The sequence below is a fragment of the Aurantimonas litoralis genome, assembly GCF_026153195.1.
Classification (GTDB): domain Bacteria; phylum Pseudomonadota; class Alphaproteobacteria; order Rhizobiales; family Rhizobiaceae; genus Aurantimonas; species Aurantimonas coralicida.
The window spans coordinates 411,387-435,575 of record NZ_JAPFBM010000004.1; the positions used below are offsets into that span (position 1 = coordinate 411,387).

The 24,189-nt window shown below is 68.8% G+C and carries 24 protein-coding genes; 16 read left to right on the forward strand and 8 right to left on the reverse strand.

The window, feature by feature from the left end; translation table 11 throughout:
- Positions 1-83: 83 nt before the first annotated feature.
- From purB to N7I30_RS11805, 4 genes are all read right to left on the reverse strand, one after another.
- On the reverse strand, positions 84-1,394 hold the full coding sequence (purB, locus tag N7I30_RS11790; protein WP_188077344.1) for an adenylosuccinate lyase: 1,311 nt from the start codon (positions 1,392-1,394) through the stop codon (positions 84-86).
- Between the two features lie 84 nt (positions 1,395-1,478).
- Positions 1,479-2,222, reverse strand: coding sequence for a DUF2259 domain-containing protein (locus N7I30_RS11795; RefSeq protein WP_498639013.1), 744 nt, complete (start codon positions 2,220-2,222; stop codon positions 1,479-1,481).
- A gap of 34 nt (positions 2,223-2,256) precedes the next feature.
- Positions 2,257-3,270: a P1 family peptidase gene (locus N7I30_RS11800; protein WP_498639090.1), complete on the reverse strand. Its 1,014-nt coding sequence runs from the start codon at positions 3,268-3,270 to the stop codon at positions 2,257-2,259.
- Between the two features lie 4 nt (positions 3,271-3,274).
- Positions 3,275-4,414 carry a branched-chain amino acid ABC transporter substrate-binding protein gene (locus N7I30_RS11805; RefSeq protein ID WP_498639015.1) on the reverse strand — a complete coding sequence of 380 codons (1,140 nt, stop codon included), beginning with the start codon at positions 4,412-4,414 and terminating at the stop codon, positions 3,275-3,277.
- Positions 4,415-4,600: 186 nt separating this feature from the next.
- On the opposite strand from N7I30_RS11805, the gene N7I30_RS11810 reads away from it, so the two are divergent.
- The 9 genes from N7I30_RS11810 to N7I30_RS11850 all read left to right on the forward strand — a co-directional run bounded on the left by N7I30_RS11810 (position 4,601) and on the right by N7I30_RS11850 (position 11,310).
- Positions 4,601-5,095 carry a flavin reductase gene (locus N7I30_RS11810; RefSeq protein WP_338083199.1) on the forward strand — a complete coding sequence of 165 codons (495 nt, stop codon included), beginning with the start codon at positions 4,601-4,603 and terminating at the stop codon, positions 5,093-5,095.
- A 46-nt stretch (positions 5,096-5,141) separates the two neighbouring features.
- Positions 5,142-6,059, forward strand: coding sequence for an AAA family ATPase (locus N7I30_RS11815; protein ID WP_187391496.1), 918 nt, complete (start codon positions 5,142-5,144; stop codon positions 6,057-6,059).
- Positions 6,060-6,063: 4 nt separating this feature from the next.
- A complete protein-coding gene (locus tag N7I30_RS11820; protein ID WP_498639018.1) occupies positions 6,064-7,332 on the forward strand; it encodes a vWA domain-containing protein in 1,269 nt (422 codons plus the stop codon).
- A gap of 41 nt (positions 7,333-7,373) precedes the next feature.
- Complete coding sequence (locus N7I30_RS11825; protein ID WP_024348580.1) at positions 7,374-7,697, forward strand: XdhC family protein; 324 nt, start codon at positions 7,374-7,376, stop codon at positions 7,695-7,697.
- On the forward strand, positions 7,697-8,413 hold the full coding sequence (locus tag N7I30_RS11830) for an XdhC family protein (protein WP_024348579.1): 717 nt from the start codon (positions 7,697-7,699) through the stop codon (positions 8,411-8,413). Before N7I30_RS11825 ends, N7I30_RS11830 begins: the two co-directional genes overlap by 1 nt.
- Positions 8,410-9,447 carry a molybdopterin-binding protein gene (locus N7I30_RS11835; protein WP_498639022.1) on the forward strand — a complete coding sequence of 346 codons (1,038 nt, stop codon included), beginning with the start codon at positions 8,410-8,412 and terminating at the stop codon, positions 9,445-9,447. Before N7I30_RS11830 ends, N7I30_RS11835 begins: the two co-directional genes overlap by 4 nt.
- Positions 9,437-10,057: a nucleotidyltransferase family protein gene (locus N7I30_RS11840; RefSeq protein WP_498639024.1), complete on the forward strand. Its 621-nt coding sequence runs from the start codon at positions 9,437-9,439 to the stop codon at positions 10,055-10,057. The genes N7I30_RS11835 and N7I30_RS11840 overlap by 11 nt, the downstream gene beginning before the upstream one ends.
- Before the next feature lie 95 nt (positions 10,058-10,152).
- Positions 10,153-10,881, forward strand: a complete 729-nt coding sequence (locus N7I30_RS11845; protein WP_498639026.1) for an SDR family NAD(P)-dependent oxidoreductase — start codon at positions 10,153-10,155, stop codon at positions 10,879-10,881.
- Positions 10,882-11,028: 147 nt separating this feature from the next.
- Positions 11,029-11,310 (forward strand): usg protein, encoded by a 282-nt coding sequence (locus N7I30_RS11850; RefSeq protein WP_051141474.1) that lies wholly within the window; start codon positions 11,029-11,031, stop codon positions 11,308-11,310.
- Positions 11,311-11,372: 62 nt separating this feature from the next.
- On the opposite strand, the gene radC is transcribed toward N7I30_RS11850, so the two are convergent.
- The 4 genes from radC to phaC form a co-directional block, all read right to left on the reverse strand.
- On the reverse strand, positions 11,373-12,113 hold the full coding sequence (gene radC / locus N7I30_RS11855; protein ID WP_498639028.1) for a RadC family protein: 741 nt from the start codon (positions 12,111-12,113) through the stop codon (positions 11,373-11,375).
- 43 nt (positions 12,114-12,156) lie between these two features.
- Positions 12,157-13,011, reverse strand: a complete 855-nt coding sequence (gene map / locus N7I30_RS11860) for a type I methionyl aminopeptidase (RefSeq protein WP_024348573.1) — start codon at positions 13,009-13,011, stop codon at positions 12,157-12,159.
- Positions 13,008-13,730 carry a DNA/RNA nuclease SfsA gene (gene sfsA / locus N7I30_RS11865; RefSeq protein ID WP_498639030.1) on the reverse strand — a complete coding sequence of 241 codons (723 nt, stop codon included), beginning with the start codon at positions 13,728-13,730 and terminating at the stop codon, positions 13,008-13,010. The genes map and sfsA overlap by 4 nt, the downstream gene beginning before the upstream one ends.
- A gap of 115 nt (positions 13,731-13,845) precedes the next feature.
- On the reverse strand, positions 13,846-15,687 hold the full coding sequence (gene phaC, locus N7I30_RS11870) for a class I poly(R)-hydroxyalkanoic acid synthase (protein WP_498639032.1): 1,842 nt from the start codon (positions 15,685-15,687) through the stop codon (positions 13,846-13,848).
- A 161-nt stretch (positions 15,688-15,848) separates the two neighbouring features.
- Here phaC and N7I30_RS11875 point away from each other — a divergent pair, with 161 nt between their 5' ends.
- The 7 genes from N7I30_RS11875 to N7I30_RS11905 all read left to right on the forward strand — a co-directional run bounded on the left by N7I30_RS11875 (position 15,849) and on the right by N7I30_RS11905 (position 24,178).
- Positions 15,849-16,301: a hypothetical protein gene (locus N7I30_RS11875; protein WP_498639033.1), complete on the forward strand. Its 453-nt coding sequence runs from the start codon at positions 15,849-15,851 to the stop codon at positions 16,299-16,301.
- An 89-nt stretch (positions 16,302-16,390) separates the two neighbouring features.
- Entirely contained in the window at positions 16,391-17,608 is a 1,218-nt protein-coding gene (locus N7I30_RS11880) for an LL-diaminopimelate aminotransferase (protein ID WP_024348569.1), read from the forward strand.
- A gap of 40 nt (positions 17,609-17,648) precedes the next feature.
- Positions 17,649-18,953, forward strand: coding sequence for a homoserine dehydrogenase (locus tag N7I30_RS11885; protein ID WP_498639035.1), 1,305 nt, complete (start codon positions 17,649-17,651; stop codon positions 18,951-18,953).
- Between the two features lie 150 nt (positions 18,954-19,103).
- Positions 19,104-20,093: a class II fructose-bisphosphatase gene (gene glpX / locus N7I30_RS11890; RefSeq protein ID WP_498639036.1), complete on the forward strand. Its 990-nt coding sequence runs from the start codon at positions 19,104-19,106 to the stop codon at positions 20,091-20,093.
- Between the two features lie 54 nt (positions 20,094-20,147).
- Positions 20,148-21,941, forward strand: coding sequence for a single-stranded-DNA-specific exonuclease RecJ (recJ, locus tag N7I30_RS11895; RefSeq protein WP_498639039.1), 1,794 nt, complete (start codon positions 20,148-20,150; stop codon positions 21,939-21,941).
- A 96-nt stretch (positions 21,942-22,037) separates the two neighbouring features.
- Positions 22,038-23,084 carry an aldo/keto reductase gene (locus N7I30_RS11900; protein ID WP_498639041.1) on the forward strand — a complete coding sequence of 349 codons (1,047 nt, stop codon included), beginning with the start codon at positions 22,038-22,040 and terminating at the stop codon, positions 23,082-23,084.
- Positions 23,085-23,194: 110 nt separating this feature from the next.
- Positions 23,195-24,178 (forward strand): TAXI family TRAP transporter solute-binding subunit, encoded by a 984-nt coding sequence (locus N7I30_RS11905; protein ID WP_498639044.1) that lies wholly within the window; start codon positions 23,195-23,197, stop codon positions 24,176-24,178.
- Positions 24,179-24,189: the final 11 nt, after the last annotated feature.

The following is a 24,189-nucleotide window of genomic DNA, read 5'->3' on the forward strand; positions in this document are numbered from 1 at the left end:
CTGCGACCGGCGGTTGCCGGATGCCGGGCGCAGCCCTCATCCTGCCAACCGCCGGTGGCGTCGATTGTTCCGGATGCGGCGCGTCAGCCGGCGCGGCCGAAGACCCGTTCGAAGATCGTGCCGACATGCTTGGTGTGGTAGCCGAGGTCGAACTTTTCGCGGATCGTCGCCTCTGGCAGGGCCTTGGTGACCTCCGGATCGGCCAGGAGCTCGGTCAGGAAGTCCTTGTCCTCCTCCCAGACCCGCATCGCGTTGCGCTGGACCAGGCGATAGGAATCCTCGCGCGACACGCCGGCCTGGGTGAGCGCCAGCAGCACCCGCTGGGAATGGACGAGGCCCTTGAACTTGTTGAGATTGGCCAGCATCCGGTCGGGATAGACCAGCAGCTTGTCGACGACGCCGGTGAGGCGGGCGAGGGCGAAGTCCAGCGTGATCGTCGCGTCCGGGCCGATATAGCGCTCGACCGAGGAGTGGGAGATGTCCCGCTCGTGCCAGAGCGCGACGTTCTCCATGGCCGGCATGGCGTAGGAGCGGACCATGCGGGCAAGGCCGGTGAGGTTCTCGGTCAGCACCGGGTTGCGCTTGTGCGGCATGGCCGACGAGCCCTTCTGGCCGGGGGAGAAATACTCCTCGGCTTCCAGCACCTCGGTGCGCTGCAGATGGCGGACTTCCGTTGCGAGGCGCTCGATCGACGAGGCGACGACGCCGAGGGTGGCGAAGAACATCGCATGGCGATCGCGCGGAATGATCTGGGTGGAGACCGGCTCGACGGTCAGGCCCATGGCCTTGGCGACATGCTCCTCGACCCGCGGATCGATGTTGGCGAAGGTGCCGACGGCGCCGGAAATGGCGCAGGTGGCGATCTCGGCGCGTGCTGCCACCAGCCGCTCGCGGCAGCGCTCGAACTCGGCATAGGCGAGGGCCAGCTTGACGCCGAAGGTGGTCGGCTCGGCATGGATGCCGTGGGAACGGCCGATGGTGATGGTGTCGCGATGCTCGAAGGCGCGGCGCTCCAGCGCGGCCAGCAGCGCGTCCATGTCGGCGAGCAGGATGTCCGCCGCCTTGGTCAGCTGCACGTTGAAGCAGGTGTCGAGCACGTCGGACGAGGTCATGCCTTGGTGCACGAAGCGGGCGTCGGGGCCGACGATCTCGGACAGATGGGTCAGGAAGGCGATGACGTCGTGCTTGGTCTCGGCCTCGATCGCGTCGATCCGGTCTATGTCGAAGGTCGCGGCGCCGCCCTTTTCCCAGATCGTCTTCGCGGCGCTCTCGGGGATCACGCCGAGCTTCGCCAGCGCATCGCAGGCATGGGCCTCGATCTCGAACCAGATCCGGAATTTCGTCTCCTGCGACCAGACGGCGACCATGTCGGGGCGGGAATAGCGAGGGATCATCGGCTGATATCTTTCGAAGACGAGCAGGAGAAGGGATGCGCGTCGTCTACCAGACGTTTCGAATCGCCTCAACGGACTCGGTGTTCAGTCCATCGGTACGGGATTGGCGATGTAGCGCAGGTCCGGGCCTTCGAAGCCGACCTGTTCGACGGCGATGATGGCGACCGCGGCGAAGCTGCCGTCGGGGCGCTCGAGCACCCGCACTTCGGCAATGCTGTAGTCGAGCGGGCAGCCGCGGCTCTCGGGAATGCTCGTATCTTCATGGACGAGGCGCGCCGTGGCGCCGGGCTCGGCGGCGATCCGCACCAGCCGGTAGCCGACCGTCTCGCCGAAATCGCCGCAATGGCTCGGACCGGCGAGGGACAACGTCTCGATCCGCAACTCGACGGGGCGATCCGGCGAGGGGGCGATGGCGCGGGGCAGGAAGCGCGCCCGGTGCGGATCGTCCGACAGTTCGGTCGCCGGTTTCGCGAAGACGAGCAGGCCTGCCTCCGGCCGGGGATCGTGCTCGGCGAACAGCGGCGCGGCCCGGCTGCGGGCTTCCTCGCGCGCCATGTCGAGGGTCGCGTTCTCGTCGTCGAGCCGGACGCGGATCGGCGATGGGGCGATGAACCGGTCCTCGGCGAGGTCCAGGAAGAAGATCTCGGCATAGGGAAAGCCCGAACCGTCATGGATGCCCGATTGGCCGAAGGCGTAGACCTGGCCGTCGGACGAGAAGCCGTAGGATTCGAGGGTCGCGAAATCGCCGGCCTTCGCCATGGCCGGGCCAAGGAGGAGGGCCGCCAGGACCAGCCAGCGCAGAAGACCCGTCGTGAAGCGCGTCGGCATGTGGTCTCTCCCGATGTCGTTGTGTCCGGTCCGCCTAGGCCGTCGACCAGACCGGCAGCCGATCATACGCTGTCGCACGGGCCGCCGATACGCCCCGAGCAATGGCGCGCGCCATGGTAGCCGCGGCCGCGGCGGCGAGTTCCATCCGATCGATGGGGGCCGGCGCGATACCGCTGGTGCCGGTGGCCGCCGCGAAGACCAGGTCGCCGTCGAAATCGGTATGGGCGGGCCAGATTGCTCTCGCGAAACCGTCCTGTCCGGCGATTGCGAGGCGTTTGGCCGCCGCCTTGTCGAGCACGGCGTCGGTGACGACGATCCCGATCGTGGTGTTGGCGCCGGGGCGCGGATCGAGCTTGGTGCGGACGGCGGCCGCATCCGCCGGCAGGGGCATGGGCAGGCCGAGGCCACCGAACTCACCTTCCATCTCGAAGGGCGCCGCCCAGAAATGCCGGCCGGTGCCGATGGTGGGGGAGCCGACCGCGTTGACGGCGACGAGGGCCGCGACGACGGTGCCATTCGGCAAGAGCGTCGAGGCGGTGCCGAGGCCGCCCTTGAAGGTCGCAGTGGTGCAGCCGATGCCAACGCCGGCGGTGCCGATGGCGAAGTCGGCGGCCGCGCTGCTGGCCGCAGCAAAGCCGAACTCGCGATAGGGCGGGTAGCGGTCCCAGCCGGCGCGCTTGTCGCCGCCATTGGCGAGGTCGAACAGGATCGCCGCCGGCACGATGGGCACGCACACGTCGCCGACGGCAAAGCCGCGGCCGGCCTCCCGCAGGAAGGCCTGCACGCCCGAGGCGGCATCGAGGCCGAAGGCGGAGCCGCCCGACAGCACCAGCGCGTCGATGCCGGCGACGGTGTTTTCGGGCGCCAGGAGATCGGTCTCGCGGGTCCCCGGTGCGCCGCCGTGAACGGCGACGGAGGCGACGGCCGGCCGGTCGAACAGCACTGCCGTCGTGCCGCTCTTCAGGGCCGCTTCACCGCCATGGCCGACGCGGACGCCCGCGATATCCGTCAGGCTGTTGCGCGGCCCCGGACGCCAGACGCCGGACAGGGCCTCAGCTCCCGCCGGCTTCGGCGAAGCGGCCGCCGCGCCATTCGAACACACGGTAGAGATCGAGATCGGAATCGCCCTTGGCGTCGAAGCCGATCTCGCCGAGACGCGTCGGGAAGCGGTCGGCGTTCAGGATGTCGGGCAGGGGGCGGCCGGTCTCGGCGGCGCGTCGGGCGGCCGTCACGGCGATCTCGGTCGCGGCGAAGGCCGGGCCGAAATAACCCTGCGGTGGCAGGTCCGCCTTTGCGTCCTCGGCGGATGCCAGTTCGGGGAAGCTGGTGCGCGGTGCGACGGCGATGACGCCTTCGGGCAGCGGCGCGTCGAGGCTGGTCTCGTCGAGCAGTTCCTCGCCGCCGATCACCTGCAGCGCAAGACCGTTGGCGGCCGCGTCGCGGATGATGATCGCCACGTCCGGCCGGTTGCCGGCGATGAAGAAGCGGCTGATGCCGGTGCGTTCCAGCCGGCGCACCAGGCCGAACTGCTTCTCCTCGGCCGGGCGGTAATTGTCGACGCTCTGGGGTTCGATGCCGCGGTCGCCGAGGAGCCGCCGCACCATGTCGGCAAGGCCGCGCGCGGCGATGGAGCCGTCGTCGATCAGGCCCAGCGGCTCGCCCGCCCAGCGATCGGTCAGGGTCTGCGCGATCGCCGCAGCCTCGGCATCGGAGCGCGGCGCGATGCGCCAGACCAGATGGCCGGTGCGCTCGCGCCGGTCGGTCAGGCGGTTGGCCCGCACGCCGACATCGATCACCGGAATGCCGGCCTTGGTCAGCACCGGCAGCGCCGCCTCGATCGCCTCGGCGCAGAGAAAGCCCACCACGACGCTCGCGTTCATCGCGACGAAGGTCTCGGCGGCCTGCCGCCCGCCCTCGGTCGAGCATTTGGTGTCGGCCTCGACGATTTCGATGCCAGCGCCTTGGTCAACGGTGCCGGCGGCGGCCCGCGCACCGGCGACGAGCTGGGTGCCGAGAATTGCCTGGCTGTCGCTCAGCGGCGCGGCGACGCCGAGCAGCACCGGTGGGCTCGCAGTCGTGGCATCGGCCGTCTGGGCGGCGGCCGGGGAAGCGGACCAGAGGCCGGCGACGGCCAGGATGGCGAGGAGGGCGGCGGGGCCGAACGGGCCGGGACGGAACTGCAGCATGGTCATGCGGGCAAGCCTACAGCAGCGGGCGGCCGAGCGGAATCGGCTTTCGCCGGCCGGCAGGCGTGCCCACCGTTAAGGACAGTGCGTTGCCGGCGGGATTGCGGCGCGCCCCCGTGCGAAACCGATCCGCGCGCCCTATGTTTACCCGCAAAGCTCCGGGATTCGCTCCCGCAATGTATGGACGATGGTTTGCTGACGACTTCGACAATCGACCGCGACAGCTTCCGCGACGCGATGAGCCGCTTTGCGGCGGCGGTACATCTGGTGACCACCGACGGGCCGGCCGGCCAGCGGGGCCTGACGGTCTCTTCCGCCTGCTCGGTCTCCGATTCGCCGGCAACGCTGCTGGTGTGCCTCAACATGTCGAGCCCGGAGAACGACCGCTTTGAGGCCAATGGCAATTTCGCCGTCAATCTGGTCGCCGCCGCCGACGAGCCTGTGGCCCGGGCCTTTGCCGGCGAGGGCCAGCTGGCGCCCGAAGAGCGGTTCGCCAAGGCCGAGTGGGACACGCTGCAGACCGGCGCGCCCGTCCTCACATCGGCACTGGCAAGCTTCGACTGCCGGCTGATCGAGGCGAGCGTCGTCGCCACCCACCGTGTGCTGATCGGCGAGGTCGTGGCGGTTCGCACCAATCCAAGGGCGGCGTCGCTGGTCTATCTCGACCGGGCCTACCGCCACCTCTGAGCGGCCGCGAGCCGGCCGACGACGCCATCTGCTTGAAGGAAGCGACGTGACACATTCATTGCCGGCATCCATCGACGAGACCGAACAGCTGCTCGACAGCCAGAACTACGTGGCGGACCGGGCGCTGGCGACGGTGCTGTTCCTCGCGCTGAAGATGGGCCGGCCGCTGTTCCTGGAAGGCGAGGCCGGCGTCGGCAAGACCGAGATCGCCAAGGTGCTGGCCGCCGCCCTCGACCGGCCGCTGATCCGCCTGCAATGCTACGAGGGGCTCGACGTCTCCTCGGCGCTCTACGAGTGGAACTACGCCGCGCAGATGATCGAGATCCGCATGCGCGAGGCCTCGGGCGACATTTCCCGCGACGCCATGCGCTCGGAGATCTTCTCCGAACGCTTCCTGATCCGCCGGCCGATCCTGCAGGCGCTGGAGGGCGAGCCCGGCCGCGCGCCGGTGCTCCTGATCGACGAGCTCGACCGGACCGACGAGGCCTTCGAGGCGTTCCTCTTGGAAATCCTGTCCGACAACCAGGTGACCATCCCCGAGCTCGGCACCATCCGCGCTGCCGAACCGCCGATCGTCATCATCACCACCAACCGCACCCGCGAGATCCACGACGCGCTGAAGCGCCGCTGCCTCTATCACTGGGTCGACTATCCGGCCTCGGACCGCGAGCTCGACATCGTGCGCCGCAAGGCGCCGCGGGCCAATGCCGAGCTGTCGGCGGAACTCGTCGCCTTCGTCCAGCGGCTGCGCGGCATCGACCTGTTCAAGGCGCCGGGCGTCGCCGAGACCATCGACTGGGCCAATGCCCTGACAGAGCTGAACGCCATCGCCCTCGACCCGGCCCATGTCTCCGATACGCTCGGCGTGCTGCTGAAATACCAGGACGACATCCAGCGCATGGAGCGGGGCGAAAGCCGCGAGATCCTGACCGAGGTGAAGCGCGAACTGGCGAAGGCGTCCTGACGCCATGGCGGATTCGGACCCGGAGGATGGCGCACCGGCCGTTGCCGACCCCGAGGGCCGGCTGGCCGACAACATCGCCTATTTCGCCCGCGCGCTGCGCAAGGCGGGGCTGAAGCTCGGTCCGTCGGCAACGCTGGACGCCATTGCGGCGGTCAAGGCGGCGGGCCTGTCCTCGCGCGACGATTTCTACTGGACGCTGCATGCCGTGCTGGTTTCTCGGCACGAGGACGACGCCGTCTTCAACGAGGCGTTCCGGCTGTTCTGGCGCTCGCGCGAACTCATCGAGAAGATGATCGCGATGTTCTCGCCGACCGCGCCGCCGCGGCCGTCCAAGCCGGAGAAGAAGCGCGCCGGCGAGGATCGTGCCGCCGAGGCGATGTTCGAGGGCGCCAAGGAGCGGGTGACGAAGCAGGAAAAGCCGGAGATCGAGATCGACGCGAGCCTCACCGTCTCGGGCAACGAGGTGCTGCGCCAGAAGGACTTCGCCCAGATGAGCGTCGCCGAGGTCGAGGAGGCCAAGCGGGCCATCGCCGCCTTGCGGCTGCCGCAGGACCGGATGCGTACGCGGCGCTTCCGCAGCGATCCGCGCGGCGCCAAGATTGATCCGCGGGCGATGATGCGCGCCTCGATGCGCACCGGCGGCGATCTCGTCCTGCCGAAGTTCCGTTCGCCGCGCGAGGTGCATCCGCCGCTGGTGGTGCTGGCCGACATCTCCGGTTCCATGAGCCAGTACAGCCGGATCTTCCTGCATTTCCTGCATGCTTTGACCGAGCAGCGGCGGGGCGTTCATACTTTCCTGTTCGGCACGCGGCTGACGAACGTGACGCGCCAGATGCGCCACAAGGACCCCGACGAGGCGCTGGCCGACTGCGCCGGCGCGGTGCGCGACTGGTCCGGCGGCACGCGGATCGGCGAGGCGCTGGCCGAGTTCAACCGGGTCTGGTCGCGCCGGGTGCTGACGCAGGGCGCGGTGGCGCTCCTGATCACCGACGGGCTGGAACGCGACAGTGTCGACGACCTCTCGCAACAGATGGAGCGGCTGCATAAATCCAGTCGGCGGCTGATATGGTTGAACCCGCTGCTGCGGTTCGACGGTTTCTCGGCCCGGGCAAAGGGCGTGCGGGCCATGCTGCCGCATGTTGACGAGTTCCGCGCGGTGCATTCGCTGGAGGCGATGAGCGCGCTCTGCGCGGCCTTGTCGGAGGGCGGCGACCGCAACACCGATCCGCGCCGCTGGATTGCAGCGGCCGATCGCGCAGCCGCGGCGGCCTGAGCCGCAGGCGGACCGGCAGGATGCTTGAAGGAAGACGCAAGATGAGCCAACCCGAATTCGACGTCCTGAAGACCGCGGAAGCCTGGGCAGGAGAGGGGCGCAGCCTCGCGCTGGCCACCGTCGTGGAGACCTGGGGCTCGGCGCCGCGTCCGACCGGCAGCCATCTGGTGATCGATGCCGAGGGCAATTTCGAGGGCTCGGTCTCCGGCGGCTGCGTCGAGGGGGCGGTGGTCGCCGAAGCCGTGGACGTGATCGAGGCCGGCGCGCCGCGCATGCTGGAATTCGGCGTGGCGGACGAGACCGCCTGGCGCGTCGGGCTGTCCTGCGGCGGCCGGATCCGGGTCTATGTCGAACGGGTGAACTGATGGACCGCGCGCTTCTTTCCGCACTCAATGCCGAGCGCGAGGCCCGGCGGGCCGCGGTCGTCGTGACCGAGCTCGCCACCGGCACGCAGCGTCTGGTGCGCGAGGCCGAGGTGGCGGCCGATCCGCTGGCCGAAGAGATCGGCCGGGTGATCCGCTCCGGCAAGTCGGGGATCGTCCAGACCGGCGACGGCGAGGCGTTTCTCAACGCCCATCTGCCGCCGGCGCGGCTCGTGGTGATCGGCGCGGTCCATATCAGCCAGGCGCTGGCGCCGATCGCGCGGCTGGCCGGCTACGACATCGAGATCATCGATCCGCGCACCGCCTTCGCCACGCCGGAGCGCTTTCCCGACATCGCCCTCCACGCCGAATGGCCTGAGGACGTCCTGAAGGACCGGCCGCTCGATGCTTATACGGCGGTCTGCGTGATCACCCATGATCCGAAGATCGACGATTATCCGCTGATCGCGGCGCTGAAGGCCGGCTGCTTCTATATCGGTGCGCTGGGCAGCCGGAAGACCCATGCCAAACGCGTCGACCGGCTGGTGGAGGCCGGCATCGCGCCGCATCTGATCGAGCGGATCGAGGCGCCGATCGGTGCCGATATCGGCGCAGCCACCCCGGGCGAGATCGCCGTCGCCATCATGGCCTCGGTCGTCGAGGCCTTCCGCAAGCGCAAGATGTTCGCCGATCGTCGGGGCGAGACCGAGGCCGCATGATCTTCGGGGAGGTCGCCCTTGCCGATGCCGAGGGCGCGATCCTCGCCCATTCCAAGGCGCTCGACCGCGGCCGGCTGAAGAAGGGCACGCGGCTGTCGGCCGACGATGTCGCGCGGCTGCGCGAGGCCGGAATCGCGACGGTGGTCGCGGCGCGGCTGGAGCCGGACGATCTGACCGAGGACGAGGCCGCGGCCGCGATCGGCGCGGCACTGGCCGGCACCGGCGTGCGGGCGGGAGCGGCTGCCACCGGGCGGGTCAATCTCTTCGCCGAGCCCGCCGGGCTGTTCCTGCCGGATCGCGGCGTCGTCGATGCGCTGAACGCCATCGACCCGGGCATCACGCTGGCAACGCTGGCCGAACATGCCCCGGTCGGCGCCGGCCAGATGGTCGCGACGGTGAAGATCATCCCGCTCGCCGTCCCCGGCGCGGCCGTCGACAGAGCGGTGGGGCTCGTCGCAGACAAGGCGGCCTTCCGGCTGGCGCCCTTCGCGGCGCGGCGCGTGGCGCTGATCCAGACCGAATTGCCGGGCGTCAAGCCGAGCGTCCTCGACAAGACGCGGCGGGCGACGGAGGCGCGACTGGCGCTCTCCGGCTCGACGATCGGCGAGGAGATCCGCTGCGCCCACGACATGGTGGCGCTCAAGGAGGCGCTCGAACGGCTGGGGCCCGCCGACATCACGCTGGTCTTCGGGGCCTCGGCGGTGATCGACGCCGGCGACGTGATCCCGGCGGCGATCGTGGCGGCCGGCGGCGCTGTCGACCATCTCGGCATGCCGGTCGACCCCGGCAATCTTCTGCTGCTCGGCCGGCTGGGGGGGAGTCCGGTGCTGGGCGCGCCGGGCTGCGCCCGCAGTCCCAAGGAGAACGGATTCGACTGGGTTTTGAATCGCCTGCTGGCCGATCTTGCCGTGTCGGGCGAGGACATCAGGCGCATGGGCGTCGGCGGGCTCCTGATGGAGATCGCCTCGCGTCCGCAGCCGCGTGAGGCGCTGCCGAAGGAAAGCGAGACGCGGGGCGCGGCAGATGCGGGATGATGCCCGGCCGGTCGTCGACGTGGTGATCCTCGCCGCGGGTCGGTCCAGCCGCATGGGCGGACCGAACAAGCTGCTCGCCACCTTCGACGGCGTGCCGCTGGTGCGCCGCTCGGCCGAGACCGCGCTCGCCTCCGGCGCCCGCCATGTCCGCGTCGTCGTCGGCCACATGCGCGCAGAGATCGGCGCGGCGCTCGCCGGGCTCGATGTGTCGCTCATCGAGAACCCCGCCTATGCCGACGGCCTGTCCACCTCGCTGAAGGCGGGCTTCGCGGAGGCCGTGGCGGCAGGGGCGGACGGCGTCCTCGTCATGCTCGCCGACCAGCCGCAACTCAGGCCCGCCGATCTCGACCGGCTGATCGCCGCCTTCGCGCCTGGGGGCAGAGGCGCGATCGTCGCCGCCTCGGATGGTGGCAAGCGGCGCAACCCGGTGCTTCTCGCCACCGGCTTTGCCGACGAGATCGCGGCGATTGCCGGCGACGTCGGCGCCCAGTCGGTGATCGCGGCGCATCCGGACGCGCTGGTCACGGTGGAGATCGGCGCGGCGGCCAGCGTCGATGTCGATACGCCGGAAGCGATGCACGCGGCGGGCGGGGCGATCGTCTCCGGCTGACATGCCGCCTCGGCGCGCCATCGCGTCGCAGTTGATCGTTCGGCTTGCGGCCGCATCTGCCGGTCTCGACGCAATCAGGGAAGGCCGGCACGATCATGGGCAGATATCTCATCTATGGCGGCAATGGCGGCATCGGCGAAGCCATCGCCCGGCGCCTGGCGACGGCCGGACACGACCTCGTCCTTGCCGGCCGCAGCGACGAGGAACTGCAGGCGCTGGCCGGCGAGATCGGAGCGCAGACGGTGGTCTGCGACGTGACCGACGATGCGGCGATCGCCGCCGCGGCCGAGGCGGCAGGCGAGATCCTCGACGGGCTGGTCTATGCGGTCGGGACGATCAATCTGAAGCCCTTCGCCCGATTGAAGGGCGACGACTTTCTTAACGATTTCAACCTGAACGCGCTGGGTGCTGCGAAAGCGATTCAGGCGTCTCTACCGGCGCTGCAGAAGGCGCCGGACGGAGCGAGCGTCCTCCTGTTCTCCACCGTGGCGGTGGATCAGGGCTTCGCCGCCCATGCCTCGATCGCCATGGCCAAGGGCGCCGTCGTCGGCCTGACCCGCTCGCTCGCCGCCGAGTTTGCGCCTCAGATCCGGGTCAATGCCATCGCGCCGTCGCTGGTCGACAGCCCGCTCGGCAAGCGCGTTGCCTCCAACGAGAAGATGGCCGAGGCGGTGGCCAAGATGCACCCGTTGCCGCGTCTCGGCCGGCCCGACGACATTGCGGCGATGGGCGAGATCCTGCTCACCGATGCCGGGTCCTGGATCACCGGACAGGTCATTGGCATCGATGGCGGGCGTTCGACCCTGCGCGTCGCGCGCGGCTGACCGGGCCAGGGGCGGGCAGGTCTCTTGCGGGGGGCTCGGGGTCACGGATGCGCGACCGGCTTGCCAGGCTTTAACGAAGCGTTAACCATAGGGGCAGAGCATCCAGGTGCCGGTTCATGCCGGCCGGCACAGCCAAGGAGCTTGCCGATGCACACCCGCAACGTCGATCCCCAGTTCGAGAACATGCTGAAGGGCTTCGGCCTGACCACGGCCGAGGTTCTCTACCGGATGCCGGACCATCCGGATTTCCTGCAGAGCTTTTCCTGGCAGTTCGAGGACATGGCCCCGAGCTATCCGCGCCTGAAGCGCTTCCTTGACCATTGGGACCGCGAGATCGAGGCGGCGATCCACTCGGTCCGGGTCATGCATGCCGGCCTGATCCGGCCGCGCGAGATCCGGCTGGTCAAGGATGGCGGTCACCTGCACTGAAGGCGGGCGCGCCGGCATCGCCGTTGTCGGACAAGGCTGCGGCGGGCCGGTGCCTCTCGACCTCAGATCAGGCGCAAGCCCTTCAGGCTGGCATGGCCGTTCTTGCCGATGATGATGTGGTCGTGGACGGCGATGCCGAGGGGCTTTGCCGTGTCGATGATGGTGCGCGTCATCTCGATGTCGGCCCGCGACGGGGTCGGATCGCCCGACGGGTGGTTGTGGACGAGGATGATCGCGGTGGCCGACAGTTCCAGCCCGCGCTTGACGACCTCGCGGGTGTAGACCGGCGTGTGGTCGACTGTGCCGGTGCCCTGCACCTCGTCGGCGATCAGGGCGTTCTTCTTGTCGAGGAACAGGATGCGGAACTGTTCGCGGGTCTCGTAGGCCATGGCGGCCTTGCAATAGTCGAGCACCGCCGACCAGGACGACAGCACCTCGCGCTGCCGGACGGCCGAGCGCATGGCCCGCTGGTTGATCGCCGCGACGATGGCGATGTCGCGGGCCACGCTCTCCTTGACGCCCGGCACCTCGGTCAGCCGCCGCGGCGGCGCGTTCAGCACCTCGCCCAGCGAACCGAAGCGCGCGATCAGCGCCTTGGCGATCGGCTTGACGTCGCGGCGCGGAATAGTGCGGAAGAGGACGAGTTCGAGCAGTTCGTAATCGGCCAGGGCATCGGCGCCGGCATCAGTGAAGCGCGCGCGCAGCCGGTCGCGATGGCCGAGATGATGGTCGGTCTTTGCGGCGTCCCGGGATTTGCGTGAGCGCTCGCCCGAGGGTTTGCCGGCCTCCTGAAGACCGGTCATTACCGGTTCGTCGTCGGAGGCCGCGGCGGTCATCGTGCCGGAACTAGCTGGCCGCGGCGGCGGTCAGCGGCTCGACCGTCAGGCCCGGCGTGTCGAAGCCGCCCGGCGACAGGGTGAACACCTCGCAGCCGGTTTCGGTGACGCCGACCGTGTGCTCGTACTGGGCGGACAGCGACCGGTCGCGGGTCACGGCGGTCCAGCCGTCGGAGAGGATCTTAACATGCGGGCGGCCGATATTGATCATCGGCTCGATGGTGAAGATCATGCCGGGGCGTATCTCGGCGCCTTCGCCGCGGCGGCCGTAATGCAGGATGTTCGGCGCGTCGTGGAACAGCTTGCCGACGCCGTGGCCGCAGAAGTCGCGCACCACCGAGCAGCGCTCGGATTCGGCATAGGTCTGGATCGCCTCGCCGATGTCGCCGATATGGCCGCCCGGCCGCACCGCCTCGATGCCGATCATCAGCGAACGGTAGGTCACGTCGCACAGCCGTTCGGCGGCGCGCTTGACCCGGCCGACCGGATACATGCGCGAGGAATCGCCATGCCAGCCATCGACGATGAAGGTGACGTCGATGTTGACGATGTCGCCTTCCTTCAGCGCCTTGTCGTTGGGAATGCCGTGGCAGACCACATGGTTGATCGAGGTGCAGACGCTCTTGGTGTAGCCGCGATAGTTCAGCGTCGCGGGCACCGCGTCGTTGGCGAGGCCGAACTCCATCACGTAGCGGTCGATCGCATCCGTCGTCACGCCCGGCTCGACGATGCCGGCCAGCCCGTCGAGACAACGGGCCGTGAGCTGGCAGGCCTTGCGCATGCCGGCGAAGGCCGCTTCGTCATAGAGACGGATCGCCCCCGTGTTGCGGGTCGGATTCGCTTCGGCTTCGAGATAGGTGGTCATGGCTGGCGCGCGCTGTCGACGATCGGAAGGATGGTCGTGGGTCGGATATCTGACAGATTGATGTCGCACCGAACGGCATGGGCTTCAACCCCTCGTTCGCGGGCGAGGGCGAATGCCGCGGCATAGGCCGGGTCGAGATCGGCGGCAAAGGCCACCCGGTCGCAGTCGCTGCGCTGGACGATGTAGAGCATCATTGCCCGGTCGCCGGCCGCCACCCGGTCGCCGAGTTCGTCGAGATGCCGGGCCCCGCGGGTGGTCACGCAGTCGGGAAATTCGGCCAGCCCCGGCCGGCGCATCAGGTGGACGTTCTTGACCTCGACATAGATCGGCTGGCCGTCCGGCGCCTGGTAGAGCAGGTCGACGCGCGACCGGCGGCCGTAGTTGACCTCGCGGCGGGCGGTGCCGAGGCCGGCCAGCGGCGGCACCAGCCCGGCGGCGATGGCCTCTTCGGCGAGACGGTTCGGCAGGGCGGTGTTGATGCCCACCAGCGTGCCGTCGGCTTCGACGATCTCGAGGGTCAGCGGCAGCTTGCGCTTCAGATTGGCCGAGCGCGACAGCCAGACCCGGGAGCCCTCGGCCTTCAGCCCCATCATCGCACCGGGATTCGGGCAGTGGACGGTGACGGGCTCGCTCTCGCCGTCGATGACCACGTCGGCGAGGAAGCGCTTGTAGCGCAGGACGAGGCGCGCCGGGATGAGCGGAGAGGGGAAGCTGACCATGGCTGCCGATAGCGGCGGCGGTCGGCCGGCGTCAATGCGGCGCGCCGGCTCGGGGCCATTGACGACGACGGCGACGGCGAAGGACGCCGCGTCGCGCCCGGCCCGGGCCGCGGGCTCAGGCCTTGATCTGCACGTAGCTGCCGGGCGCGTCCTCGATCGGCTTCAGCTTGCGGCCGCCGGGCTTGCGCGCCTTGACCTTGGTGCCCGACAGAGGCGCGATCCATTCCTGCCAGTGCGGCCACCAGGATCCGGGCGTCTCCTTCGCCGCCAGCAGCCAGTCCTCGTATGTGTCGACCTCCCTGGGGGCCGGGCCCGTCCAGTACTGGTACTTGTTCTTCTCGGGCGGATTGACGACGCCGGCGATGTGGCCCGAGCCGGACAGGACATAGGTGACGTTCGAGCCGAAGGCCCGGCAGCCGGTGAAGACGCTGCGGGCCGGGGCGATGTGGTCTTCCTTGGTCGCCAGATTGTAGATCGGGATATCGACCTGCGACAGGTCAAGGCGGTGGCCGCCGATCTCCATCTCGCCGCGTGACAGCCGGTTCTCCAGGTAGCAGTTGCGCAGGTAGAACAGATGGTTCGCCTTCGGCATGCGGGTGGAATCGGCGTTCCAGTAGAGCAGGTCGAAGGGCAGCGGTTCCTTGCCGCGCAGGTAGTTGTTGACGAAATAGGGCCAGATCAGATCGCCCGAGCGCAGGAGGTTGAAGGCGGTCGCCATCTGCGAGCCTTCCAGATAGCCCTTCTTCTCCATTGCCCGCTCCAGCGTCTGGAGCTGCGGCTCGTCGACGAAGACCTTCAAATCGCCGGCATGGGTGAAGTCGATCTGGGTGGTCAGGAAGGTGGTCGAGGCGATCCGTGTGTCGCCGGTCGCCTTCAGATAGGCGAGGGAGGCGCCGAGCAGCGTGCCGCCGACGCAATAGCCGATCGTGTTGACCTCTTTCTGACTGGTGGCCGCCTCGACCGTGTCGAGGCCGAAGACGATGCCTTCCTCGATATAGGCCTGCCAGTCCTTCATCGCCTGCCGGTCGTCGGGATTGACCCAGGAGATGACGAAGACCGTGTGGCCCTGGCCGACCAGCCAGTTGATGAAGGATTTTTCCGGCTTCAGGTCGAGGATGTAGAACTTGTTGATCCAGGGCGGCACGATCAGCAGCGGCCGCTTGAACACGGTCTCGGTCTGCGGCGCGTACTGGATGATCTGGCAAACGTCGTTCTGGGCGACCACCTTGCCGGGGGTCAGCGCCATGTCGCGGCCGACCTTGAAGGTCGAGGCGTCGGACTGGCGCAGGCGCAGGGTGCCGCCGCCGGCCTGCATGTCCTCGGCGAACATCTTCATGCCGCGCACCAGGTTCTCGCCGTTGGAGGCGACGGTCTCGCGGTAGAGCTCGGGATTGGTCAGGACGAAATTCGAGGGCGACAGGGCGTTGCTCACCTGCCTGAGATAGAATTCGGCCTTGTGGCGCGTGTGCGGATCGAGGCCCTCGGTGCGCTCCAGGAGATCGTCGGCCCAGCGCGTCGTCAGGATGTAGACCTGCTTGACGAAGTCGAAGAACAGGTGCTCGCTCCACTGCTTGTCGGCAAAGCGCTTGTCGCCCTTGGGCGTCTCGACCGGATTGACCGGCGCCTCGCCGGCCATGCGCCGGATCGAGTTGTTCCAGACATTCATGTAGTTGGAGAAGAGCGCGGTCTGGGCTTCCACCGCCCGGGTCGGATCGGTCAGCCAGTATTCGGACACCTTCGACAGGGTCTGGACGATCTCGCCCAGCGACACCGGATTGTCCTCGACGATCTCGCCGCGTTCGCGCGGGCCCACCCAGGCCGAGGCCGCCTTGCCGACCTCTTCCAGCACATGCGCCATGTTGCGCGCGAAGGCTTCCGGATCCTTGACGACGAAGTCCGGGTCGGGCCCGGCGCCGTTTTGCGGCCCGGCGTCGTTCGGTTGCTTGGTCGTCGTCATGCGGCATCCTCCCATGCGGTACGGGCGTGCTGGTTCCCAGTCTGGCCCGAGGTGCCCGGCCATTGTGTCGAGGATCGGCTCCCGCCACAATCGGGCACCCAAGCTTTTGTCAAAGCCCGACCTCTAGGATATGAGGTGTGACGCTGTTTCAAGAAGGCCTGATGGCTATGCTTCCGCTTTCCGTTATCCGTCCGTTCGCGATCGTGCTGGCGCTGCTGCCGGCCGCCGCCTGTCAGTCGGAGAACACGTCCGTCGGCGCCCTGCGGCTCGCGGCCTCGCCGGACGTGCCGAGTTCGCAGCGGACCGACGCGGACGGCTATCCGCTGCTCGGTGCCTATCCGGGTCGCGCCGCCGAGCAGCTCACCGACGCCGAGGTCCAGGCTGAGCAGGCCCGGCTCGCCGCCACGGCCGGCCAGCATGCCAGCGAGGCGGCGCAGCCGAGCGGCTTCGACGGCAAGATCCAGCGCGCCCAGTCGGTGCGCCAGCAGCAGGCCGCGGAGATGGAAGCGGTGCTGGCCACCGAGCCGACGCCGCGCGACGCCGCCGGCAAGCGGCCGGCGCGCACCGGGCCGACGCCTGAGGAAGTCTTGCGCCAGATCGAGGCCGGGCAGTAACAGGCCTTCCGCCGACTTAAATTTCCGCGACCGGCCCACCCGACGACCGGCCCAATCCCCGACCGGCATTGCGCCGAGGACCGAATATCATGGAAGAATTTCACAAGATCCGCCGGCTTCCGCCTTACGTCTTCGAGGAGGTCAACCGCCTGAAGGCGACGGCCCGCGCCGGAGGCGCCGACATCGTCGATCTGGGCATGGGCAATCCCGATCTGCCGACGCCGAAATTCATCGTCGACAAGATGTGCGAGGCGATCCGCGATCCGCGCACCCACCGCTATTCGGCCTCCAAGGGCATCGCCGGGCTGCGCAAGGCGCAGGCGGCCTATTACGCCCGCCGCTTCGGCGTGACACTGAACCCCAACACCCAGGTGGTGGCGACGCTCGGCTCGAAGGAAGGCTTCGCCAACATGGCGCAGGCCATCACCGCGCCGGGCGACGTGGTGCTCTGCCCGAACCCGACCTATCCGATCCACGCCTTCGGCTTCATCATGTCGGGCGGCACGATCCGCGCGATCCCGGCCAAGCCGGACGACGACTTCCTCGTCGCCATCGACCGGGCGGTGCGCTACTCGATCCCCAAGCCGATCGCCATCATCCTGAACTATCCGGCCAATCCGACCGCCTTCGAGGCCGATCTCGACTTCTATCGCGAGATCGTCGCCTTCGCGCGCAAGCACGAGATCGTCGTCCTGTCGGATCTGGCCTATGCCGAGATCTTCTTCGACGGCTCGCCGCCACCCTCGATCCTCGAGGTGGAGGGCGCGATGGACGTGGCGGTGGAGTTCACCTCCATGTCAAAAACCTTCTCCATGCCGGGCTGGCGGATGGGCTTTGCCGTCGGCAACGAGCGGCTGCTGGCGGCGCTGGCGCGGGTGAAGTCCTATCTCGACTACGGCGCCTTCACGCCGATCCAGGTCGCGGCGACCGCGGCGCTGAACGCCGGCGACGAGGCGATCGAGGAGGTGCGGACCATCTATCGCCGCCGCCGCGACGTGCTGGTCGATTCGTTCGGCCGCGCCGGCTGGAACGTACCGTCGCCGTCCTCGACCATGTTCGCCTGGGCCCCGTTGCCCGAAGCTTATCGCCACATGGGCTCCTTGGAATTCTCCAAGCTCCTGATCGAGAAGGCGGATGTGGCCGTCGCGCCGGGCATCGGCTTCGGCGAGCACGGCGACAGCCATGTGCGCATCGCGCTGGTCGAGAACGAGCATCGCATTCGCCAGGCGGCCCGCAACATCAAGCGCTTTCTTGCCACCGGCGCCGAAGCCGGGCAGAAGGTCGAACCCATCGGCGCCGGCTCCTGACCTCGCCGGCTATTTCGACGCAAACATCGACAGGGACGTCATGAACAGCCCATTGCGGCTCGGCATTGCCGGGCTTGGAACGGTCGGCGCGAGCCTTGCCCGGCTGATCGAGACCAATGCCGAGCCACTGGCCAACAAGGCCGGCCGTCCGATCAGCGCCACCGCCGTCTGCGCCCGCGATCGCAGTCGCGACCGCGGCTTCGACAGTTCCGGCCTCGCCTGGTTCGACGATCCGGTGAAGCTGGCGGCGGAAGCCGAGATCGACGTCTTCGTCGAACTGATCGGCGGTTCGGAAGGTCCGGCACTGGATTCGGTGAAGGCGGCGCTGAACCGCGGCCTGCCGGTGGTGACCGCCAACAAGGCGCTGCTCGCCCATCACGGCGTGACCCTGGCGCGGCTGGCGGCCCGCAAGAAGACCGAGATCCTGTTCGAGGCGGCGGTCGCCGGCGGCATCCCGATCGTCAAGACCATGCGCGAGGCGCTGGTCGGCAACGATGTCAGCCGCGTCTACGGTATCCTCAACGGCACCTGCAACTACATGCTGACCCGCATGGAGAAGGAGGGGATCGCCTTCGAGGCCTGCCTCGCCGACGCCCAGCGCCTCGGCTATGCGGAAGCCGACCCGACCTTCGACATTGGCGGCTTCGACGCGGCCCACAAGCTGGCGATCCTGACCTCGCTCGCCTTCGGCTGCGAGCTGGATCTGGAATCGGTGTTCATCGAGGGCATCGAGACGGTGACCAACGACGACATCGCCGCGGCGGCCGAGCTCGGCTACCGCATCAAGTTACTTGCCGTCGCCATGCGCACCGATACCGGCATCGAGCAGCGTGTCCATCCGGCCATGATCCCGGCCGATTCCGCCCTGGCGCGGGTCGACGGCGTGACCAATGCGGTGGCGGTGGACAGCGACCTGCTCGGTTCGATCCTTCTGGCCGGCCCGGGGGCCGGCGGCGACGCGACCGCCTCGGCGGTGCTGTCGGACATTATGGACGTCGCCGGCGGCACCCTGCGGCCGACGCTCGGCATGCCGGCGGCCAATCTGGCGCCCTACAAGCGGGCCCGCATGCGTGCCCATGAGGGCGGCTACTACATTCGCCTGTCGGTGCTCGACCGGGTCGGCGCCTTCGCCTCGATCGCGCGGCGCATGGCCGAGAGCAAGATCTCGCTGGAATCCATCGTCCAGCGGCGGCGCGACGAGACCGCCGACGCGTCGATCGCGCCGGTCGTGCTCGTCACCCACGAGACCACCGAGGCGGCCGTCCGCAAGGCGCTGGAGATGGTGTCCAAGGACGGACATCTGTCCGGCGAGCCGAAGATGATCCGCATCGAGGCGCTCGACTGAGCGCTTCATTCGCCGGAGGGCCCGGGAGGCGGCTTCTCCGGCATTGTGACCGGTGACATTGTGCTTTCGCACATCCGGCGCATATCAGGCCTGCACGCCCGGCACTGACAGGATTCGGGCGGCGGGGACGCGACGAGGGAGAGACGCGCGATGACCAGGGCACCTGACGAGACCGGCACGCTGGACCGGATTCTGACGCTCGAAATCGCGCGGGTCACCGAGCGGGCTGCCGTCGCGGCGGCGCATCTGCGCGGCCGCGGCGACGAGAAGGCCGCCGACCAGGCCGCCGTCGACGCCATGCGTTCGGAGCTCAACACGCTGGCCATCGAGGGTGTCATCGTCATCGGCGAAGGCGAGCGCGACGAGGCGCCGATGCTGTTCATCGGCGAACAGGTCGGCACCGGCGAGGGGCCGTCGGTGGACGTCGCGCTGGATCCGCTCGAGGGCCGCACGGTCTGCGCCAAGAACCTGCCCAACTCGCTGGCCGTCATCGCCATGACCGGGCGCGGCAGCCTCCTGAACGCGCCGGACGTCTACATGGAGAAGATCGCTGTCGGACCGGGCTATCCGGAGGGCGTGGTCGATCTGGCCCAGCCGCCCGAGGTCAATCTGCAGGCGCTGGCCAGGGCCAAGGGCGTCGCGGTCTCCGAGATCACCGCCTGCATCCTCGACCGGCCACGCCATGCGCCGCTGATCGAGGCGGTGCGCGAGGCCGGCGCCGCCATCCGCCTGATCGGCGACGGCGACATTGCCGGCGTCATCCACACCACCGATCCCGAGCAGACCGGCATCGACATCTATATGGGCATTGGCGGCGCGCCCGAGGGCGTCCTGGCCGCTGCCGCATTGCGCTGCACCGGCGGCCAGATCCAGGGCCGCCTGCAGCTCAACACCAACGACAAGCGCGCCCGCGCCGAGAAGATGGGCATCTCCGATCCGTACCGGATCTACTCGACCCATGAGATGGCCTCGGGCAACGTGATCTTCGCCGCGACGGGCGTGACCGACGGCAATCTCCTCGACGGCGTGCGCTTCTACAATGACCGCATCGTCACCCACACGCTGCTGATGCGCTCGCGTTCGCGCACCGTGCGTGAGATGCGCGCCTATCACCACGACAAGTCCAAGTTTCATCTGTGAGCAGTCGCGGGGACGGCCTTGCGCCGCCCCGCCGCCATCGCCACAACAGCATCCATGGCCGCACCCCTGCGCACATTTCTCGACGTCGATCGCTCGATCGGCGGTCGCCGCTGGCTGAACGCGCTCGACGAGCGGGCCGAAGGCGCCGCCCTGAAGATGGCGCAGTCGCTGGGCCTGCCGGACATCGTCAGCCGGGTGCTGGCGGCGCGTGGCATCGCCGAAGCGGACGCCACCGGCTTCCTCGATCCGCGCATCCGCGACCTGATGCCCGATCCCTCGCGCCTCACCGGCATGGACGCGGCCGCCGAACGCCTCGCGGACGCCATCGGCCGGCGCGAGAGCGTGGCGATCTTCGGCGACTATGACGTCGACGGCGCGGCCTCCTCGGCGCTGCTCTGGCGTTACCTGAAGCATTTCGGCATCGACGCGGCGATCCGCATTCCCGACCGGATCACCGAGGGTTACGGCCCGAACCCTGCGGCGATGCGCGAACTTGCCGCCGACGGCGCCACGCTGATCGTCACCGTCGACTGCGGCACCGGCAGCTTCGAGGCGATCGAGGCGGCGCGCGCCGAGGGCGTCGACGTGGTCGTCCTCGACCATCACCAGACCGGCCCCGAGCTTCCCGACGCCAACGTGCTGGTCAATCCGAACCGGCAGGACGACCTCTCGGGGCTCGGGCATCTGTGCGCGGCCGGCGTCGTGTTCATGACGCTGGTGGCGGTGTCGCGCGAACTGCGCCGGCGGGGCATGGCCCAGTCGAAGCTGCCGGACGTGTTCGGCCTGCTCGACCTCGTGGCGCTGGCGACGGTCTGCGACGTGGTGCCGCTGGTCGGGCTCAACCGCGCCTTCGTGGTGCAGGGGCTGAAGGTCGCCCATGCCCAGCGCAATGGCGGGCTGGCGGCGCTCGGCCGGGTCTCGCGCCTGTCCGGACCGATGGAGACCCATCATTTCGGCTTCATGCTGGGACCGCGGATCAATGCCGGCGGCCGGATCGGCGACGCGGCCCTCGGCAGCCGGCTGCTCTGTCTCGACGACGACGCGGCCTGCGACGAGATCGCCGCGCGCCTCAGCGCCCTCAACGAGGAGCGCCAGGCCATGGAGCAGACCATGCTGGCCGAGGCCGATGCCGAAGTCGCCGCCGAGATCGGCTCGGGGGAGGGCCCGGCCGTGCTGGTGGTCGGCTCGAACGACTGGCATCCGGGCATTGTCGGGCTGATCTCGGCGCGCCTCAAGGAGCGCTATCGCCGCCCGGCCTTTGCCATCGCCTTCGACGGGTCGGGCCGTGGCACCGGGTCGGGCCGCTCCATCGGCGGGTTCGATCTCGGTCGGCTGGTGCGCGAGGCGGTGACCGAAGGACTGCTGGTCAAGGGCGGCGGCCATGCGATGGCGGCCGGCGTGACCATCCAGAAGGATCGGCTCGGCGATTTCCGCGGCTTCCTGGAAGAACGCGCCGCGGCGGCCGTGAGCGCGTTGCGCGAGGGCGATTCCCTGAAGGTCGACGGCACGGTCAGCGCCGCCGGGCTGACGCCCGAACTTTATGCGACGATCATGCGGGCCGGGCCCTTCGGCTCGGGCCATGCCTCGCCGATCTTCGCGCTCGCCCGGCACCGGATCGATTCCTCCTCGATCGTCGGCAATGGTCATGTGCGGGCGACCCTGCGCGGCGCCGACGGGGCCCGCGTTTCGGCGATCGCCTTCAAGACGGCGGACACCGAAATCGGCCAGAGGCTGCTCAATTCCCGCGACCGCCCGATCCACGCCGTCGGCACGCTGTCGCTGGACCGGTACCGGGGGCGCGAGGAAGTGCGTTTCCGGCTGCTCGACCTCGCCGAAGCCTTCGACTGAACTCGCCGTCACCCCTGCAACCCTGCCGTTTGCTTGTGTGACCGACGGATTTGGCTAGGGTCCGGCCCAAACGATTCCCCATCAGCGAGGACACGCATGAAGTACCGTCCACTCGGCCGGACCGGCCTGAGCGTCAGCGAGATCTGTCTCGGCACCATGACCTGGGGAAGCCAGAACAGCGAAGCCGAGGGCCATCAGCAGATGGACTACGCGGTGGAGGCGGGCGTCAATTTCTTCGACGCCGCCGAAATGTATCCGACGACGCCGATGACCGCCGAGACCGTCGGCCGTACCGAGGAGATCATCGGGACGTGGTTCGCCGCGTCCGGCAAGCGTGACGACGTCGTCCTCGCCAGCAAGATCACCGGCCAGGGCAACGCCAAGGTGCGCGGCGGCGAGCCGATCACCGGCGCCAGCGTCCGGGCGGCGGCGGAGGCCAGCCTGAAGCGGCTGCAGACCGACCGCATCGATCTCTACCAGCTGCACTGGCCGAACCGCGGCTCCTACCATTTCCGCCAGTCCTGGACCTACGATCCGAGCGGCCAGGACCCCGCCGCGGTCGAGGCCAACATGGTCGAGGTGCTGGAAGCGCTGGACGAACTGGTGAAGGCCGGCAAGATCGGCCATGTGGGCCTGTCCAACGAGACCTGCTGGGGCACGCAGAAATTCCTGCAGATCGCCGAGGCGCGCGGCCTGCCGCGGGTCGCCTCGATCCAGAACGAGTACAGCCTGATGCACCGGCTGTTCGACCTCGATCTCGCCGAGCTGTCGGTCAACGAGGATGTCGGGCTGCTGGCCTATTCGCCGCTCGCCGCCGGCCTCCTGACAGGCAAGTACAGCGGCGGCGCCAGCCCGGAGGGCGCGCGGCTTGCGGTCAACGACAACGCGCTCGGCGGCCGCTACACGCCGGAGAACGCGGTCATCGCCGACGCCTACGGCGCCATCGCGAAAAAGCACGGCCTCGATGTCTGCCAGATGGCGATCGCCTTCTGCCTGACCCGGCCGTTCATGACGGCGGCGATCATCGGCGCGACCGACATGGACCAGCTGCGCAACAACATCGCGTCAACCGACGTGACGCTCAGTGATGACGTCCTGGCCGAGATCGACGCGCTGCATCGCAAGCATCCGATCCCGATGTGACCCTTTCTGCGGCCGCCGCGCCTTGCCTCAAGGGGCGGCCGCACTTGACAGAGAGGCCGGCGCTGCCGACAGCGTCGACCGGGACACACGCCGGCACCGGCGGAACGACGATGGGAGGAATGACAATGCACGGAAATGGTCTGAAGACGTTCGCAGCCGCTGCGGCCGTACTGGTCGCGGGGCTCCATGCGGCACCGGGTGCCGCCGAGGAGCGGATCTCCTACAAATCCGCCAAGAGCGGCACCTCCTACTACCAGATGGGTGTTGAGCTCGCGAATGCGGTCAAGGGCGGCACCGATGGCGAGGTCATCGTCACGGTCGAGGAAAGCCAGGGCTCGGTCCAGAACGTGATGGAAGCGGCGGCCCGCGCCGGCAATTACGTCTTCACCGCGCCTCCGGGCCTCGTCTCGGCCGCCGCGGCCGGCACCGGCCCCTTCGCCGAGCGCCAGAACCCGCGCTTCGCCGAGATCCGCTCGCTGTTCCCGATCCCGTCGCTGACCATGCATTTCGTCATGCGCGGCGATGCCGATGCGCGCGCGCTGGAGGACATGACCGGCAAGACCATCCTCCTCGGCAAGGGCTCCTTCGGCGCCACCGAGGGCGAGAAATATCTCGAGCTCTTCGGCCTTGCCGACAAGGTGACGGTCGCCGACGCCGAGCTCGGCAACGCCTCGGACGCGCTGAAGAACGGCCAGATCGACGGTTTCGTCACCGCCGGCTCGTTCCCGGCACCGAACGTGATCGAGGCCTCGGCCAGCACGCCGGTCAGCCTGATCACGCTGACCGACGAGCAGGTGGCCGAGACCGGCCGCACGCGGCAGGTCATCCCGGCCGGCACCTATGCCGGCATCGACGAGGACACCGTCACCACCTCGCTGCCGGTCGTCGCCTTCACCACCACCGCCACGAGCGATGAGACCGCCTATCTCCTGACCAAGACCTTCTGGGAAGAGAAGGCGGCGATGGGCGAGAGCGCCCGCTGGTGGAATGCGGTCACGCCGGAGCTCCTGGAAGGCAGCGGCGTCAAGCTGCATCCGGGCGCCGCGCGCTATTACGAGGAAGCCGGGATCGATCTGCCCGACGATCTGCGCTGAGCCGACCGGGC

Excerpts from the sequence above, each read along its gene's own strand:
- N7I30_RS11880 (WP_024348569.1), top strand. The coding sequence starts at position 16,391 with ATGGAAGAATTTCACAAGATCCGCCGGCTTCCGCCTTACGTCTTCGAG.
- N7I30_RS11900 (WP_498639041.1), top strand. The coding sequence starts at position 22,038 with ATGAAGTACCGTCCACTCGGCCGGACCGGCCTGAGCGTCAGCGAGATC.
- recJ (WP_498639039.1), top strand. The coding sequence starts at position 20,148 with ATGGCCGCACCCCTGCGCACATTTCTCGACGTCGATCGCTCGATCGGC.
- N7I30_RS11840 (WP_498639024.1), top strand. The coding sequence starts at position 9,437 with ATGCGGGATGATGCCCGGCCGGTCGTCGACGTGGTGATCCTCGCCGCG.
- purB (WP_188077344.1), bottom strand. The coding sequence starts at position 1,394 with ATGATCCCTCGCTATTCCCGCCCCGACATGGTCGCCGTCTGGTCGCAG.
- N7I30_RS11875 (WP_498639033.1), top strand. The coding sequence starts at position 15,849 with ATGGCTATGCTTCCGCTTTCCGTTATCCGTCCGTTCGCGATCGTGCTG.
- N7I30_RS11830 (WP_024348579.1), top strand. The coding sequence starts at position 7,697 with ATGGACCGCGCGCTTCTTTCCGCACTCAATGCCGAGCGCGAGGCCCGG.
- radC (WP_498639028.1), bottom strand. The coding sequence starts at position 12,113 with ATGACCGGTCTTCAGGAGGCCGGCAAACCCTCGGGCGAGCGCTCACGC.
- N7I30_RS11885 (WP_498639035.1), top strand. The coding sequence starts at position 17,649 with ATGAACAGCCCATTGCGGCTCGGCATTGCCGGGCTTGGAACGGTCGGC.
- N7I30_RS11845 (WP_498639026.1), top strand. The coding sequence starts at position 10,153 with ATGGGCAGATATCTCATCTATGGCGGCAATGGCGGCATCGGCGAAGCC.
- N7I30_RS11835 (WP_498639022.1), top strand. The coding sequence starts at position 8,410 with ATGATCTTCGGGGAGGTCGCCCTTGCCGATGCCGAGGGCGCGATCCTC.
- N7I30_RS11850 (WP_051141474.1), top strand. The coding sequence starts at position 11,029 with ATGCACACCCGCAACGTCGATCCCCAGTTCGAGAACATGCTGAAGGGC.
- map (WP_024348573.1), bottom strand. The coding sequence starts at position 13,011 with ATGACCACCTATCTCGAAGCCGAAGCGAATCCGACCCGCAACACGGGG.
- glpX (WP_498639036.1), top strand. The coding sequence starts at position 19,104 with ATGACCAGGGCACCTGACGAGACCGGCACGCTGGACCGGATTCTGACG.
- phaC (WP_498639032.1), bottom strand. The coding sequence starts at position 15,687 with ATGACGACGACCAAGCAACCGAACGACGCCGGGCCGCAAAACGGCGCC.
- N7I30_RS11795 (WP_498639013.1), bottom strand. The coding sequence starts at position 2,222 with ATGCCGACGCGCTTCACGACGGGTCTTCTGCGCTGGCTGGTCCTGGCG.
- sfsA (WP_498639030.1), bottom strand. The coding sequence starts at position 13,730 with ATGGTCAGCTTCCCCTCTCCGCTCATCCCGGCGCGCCTCGTCCTGCGC.
- N7I30_RS11820 (WP_498639018.1), top strand. The coding sequence starts at position 6,064 with ATGGCGGATTCGGACCCGGAGGATGGCGCACCGGCCGTTGCCGACCCC.
- N7I30_RS11905 (WP_498639044.1), top strand. The coding sequence starts at position 23,195 with ATGGGAGGAATGACAATGCACGGAAATGGTCTGAAGACGTTCGCAGCC.
- N7I30_RS11805 (WP_498639015.1), bottom strand. The coding sequence starts at position 4,414 with ATGACCATGCTGCAGTTCCGTCCCGGCCCGTTCGGCCCCGCCGCCCTC.
- N7I30_RS11825 (WP_024348580.1), top strand. The coding sequence starts at position 7,374 with ATGAGCCAACCCGAATTCGACGTCCTGAAGACCGCGGAAGCCTGGGCA.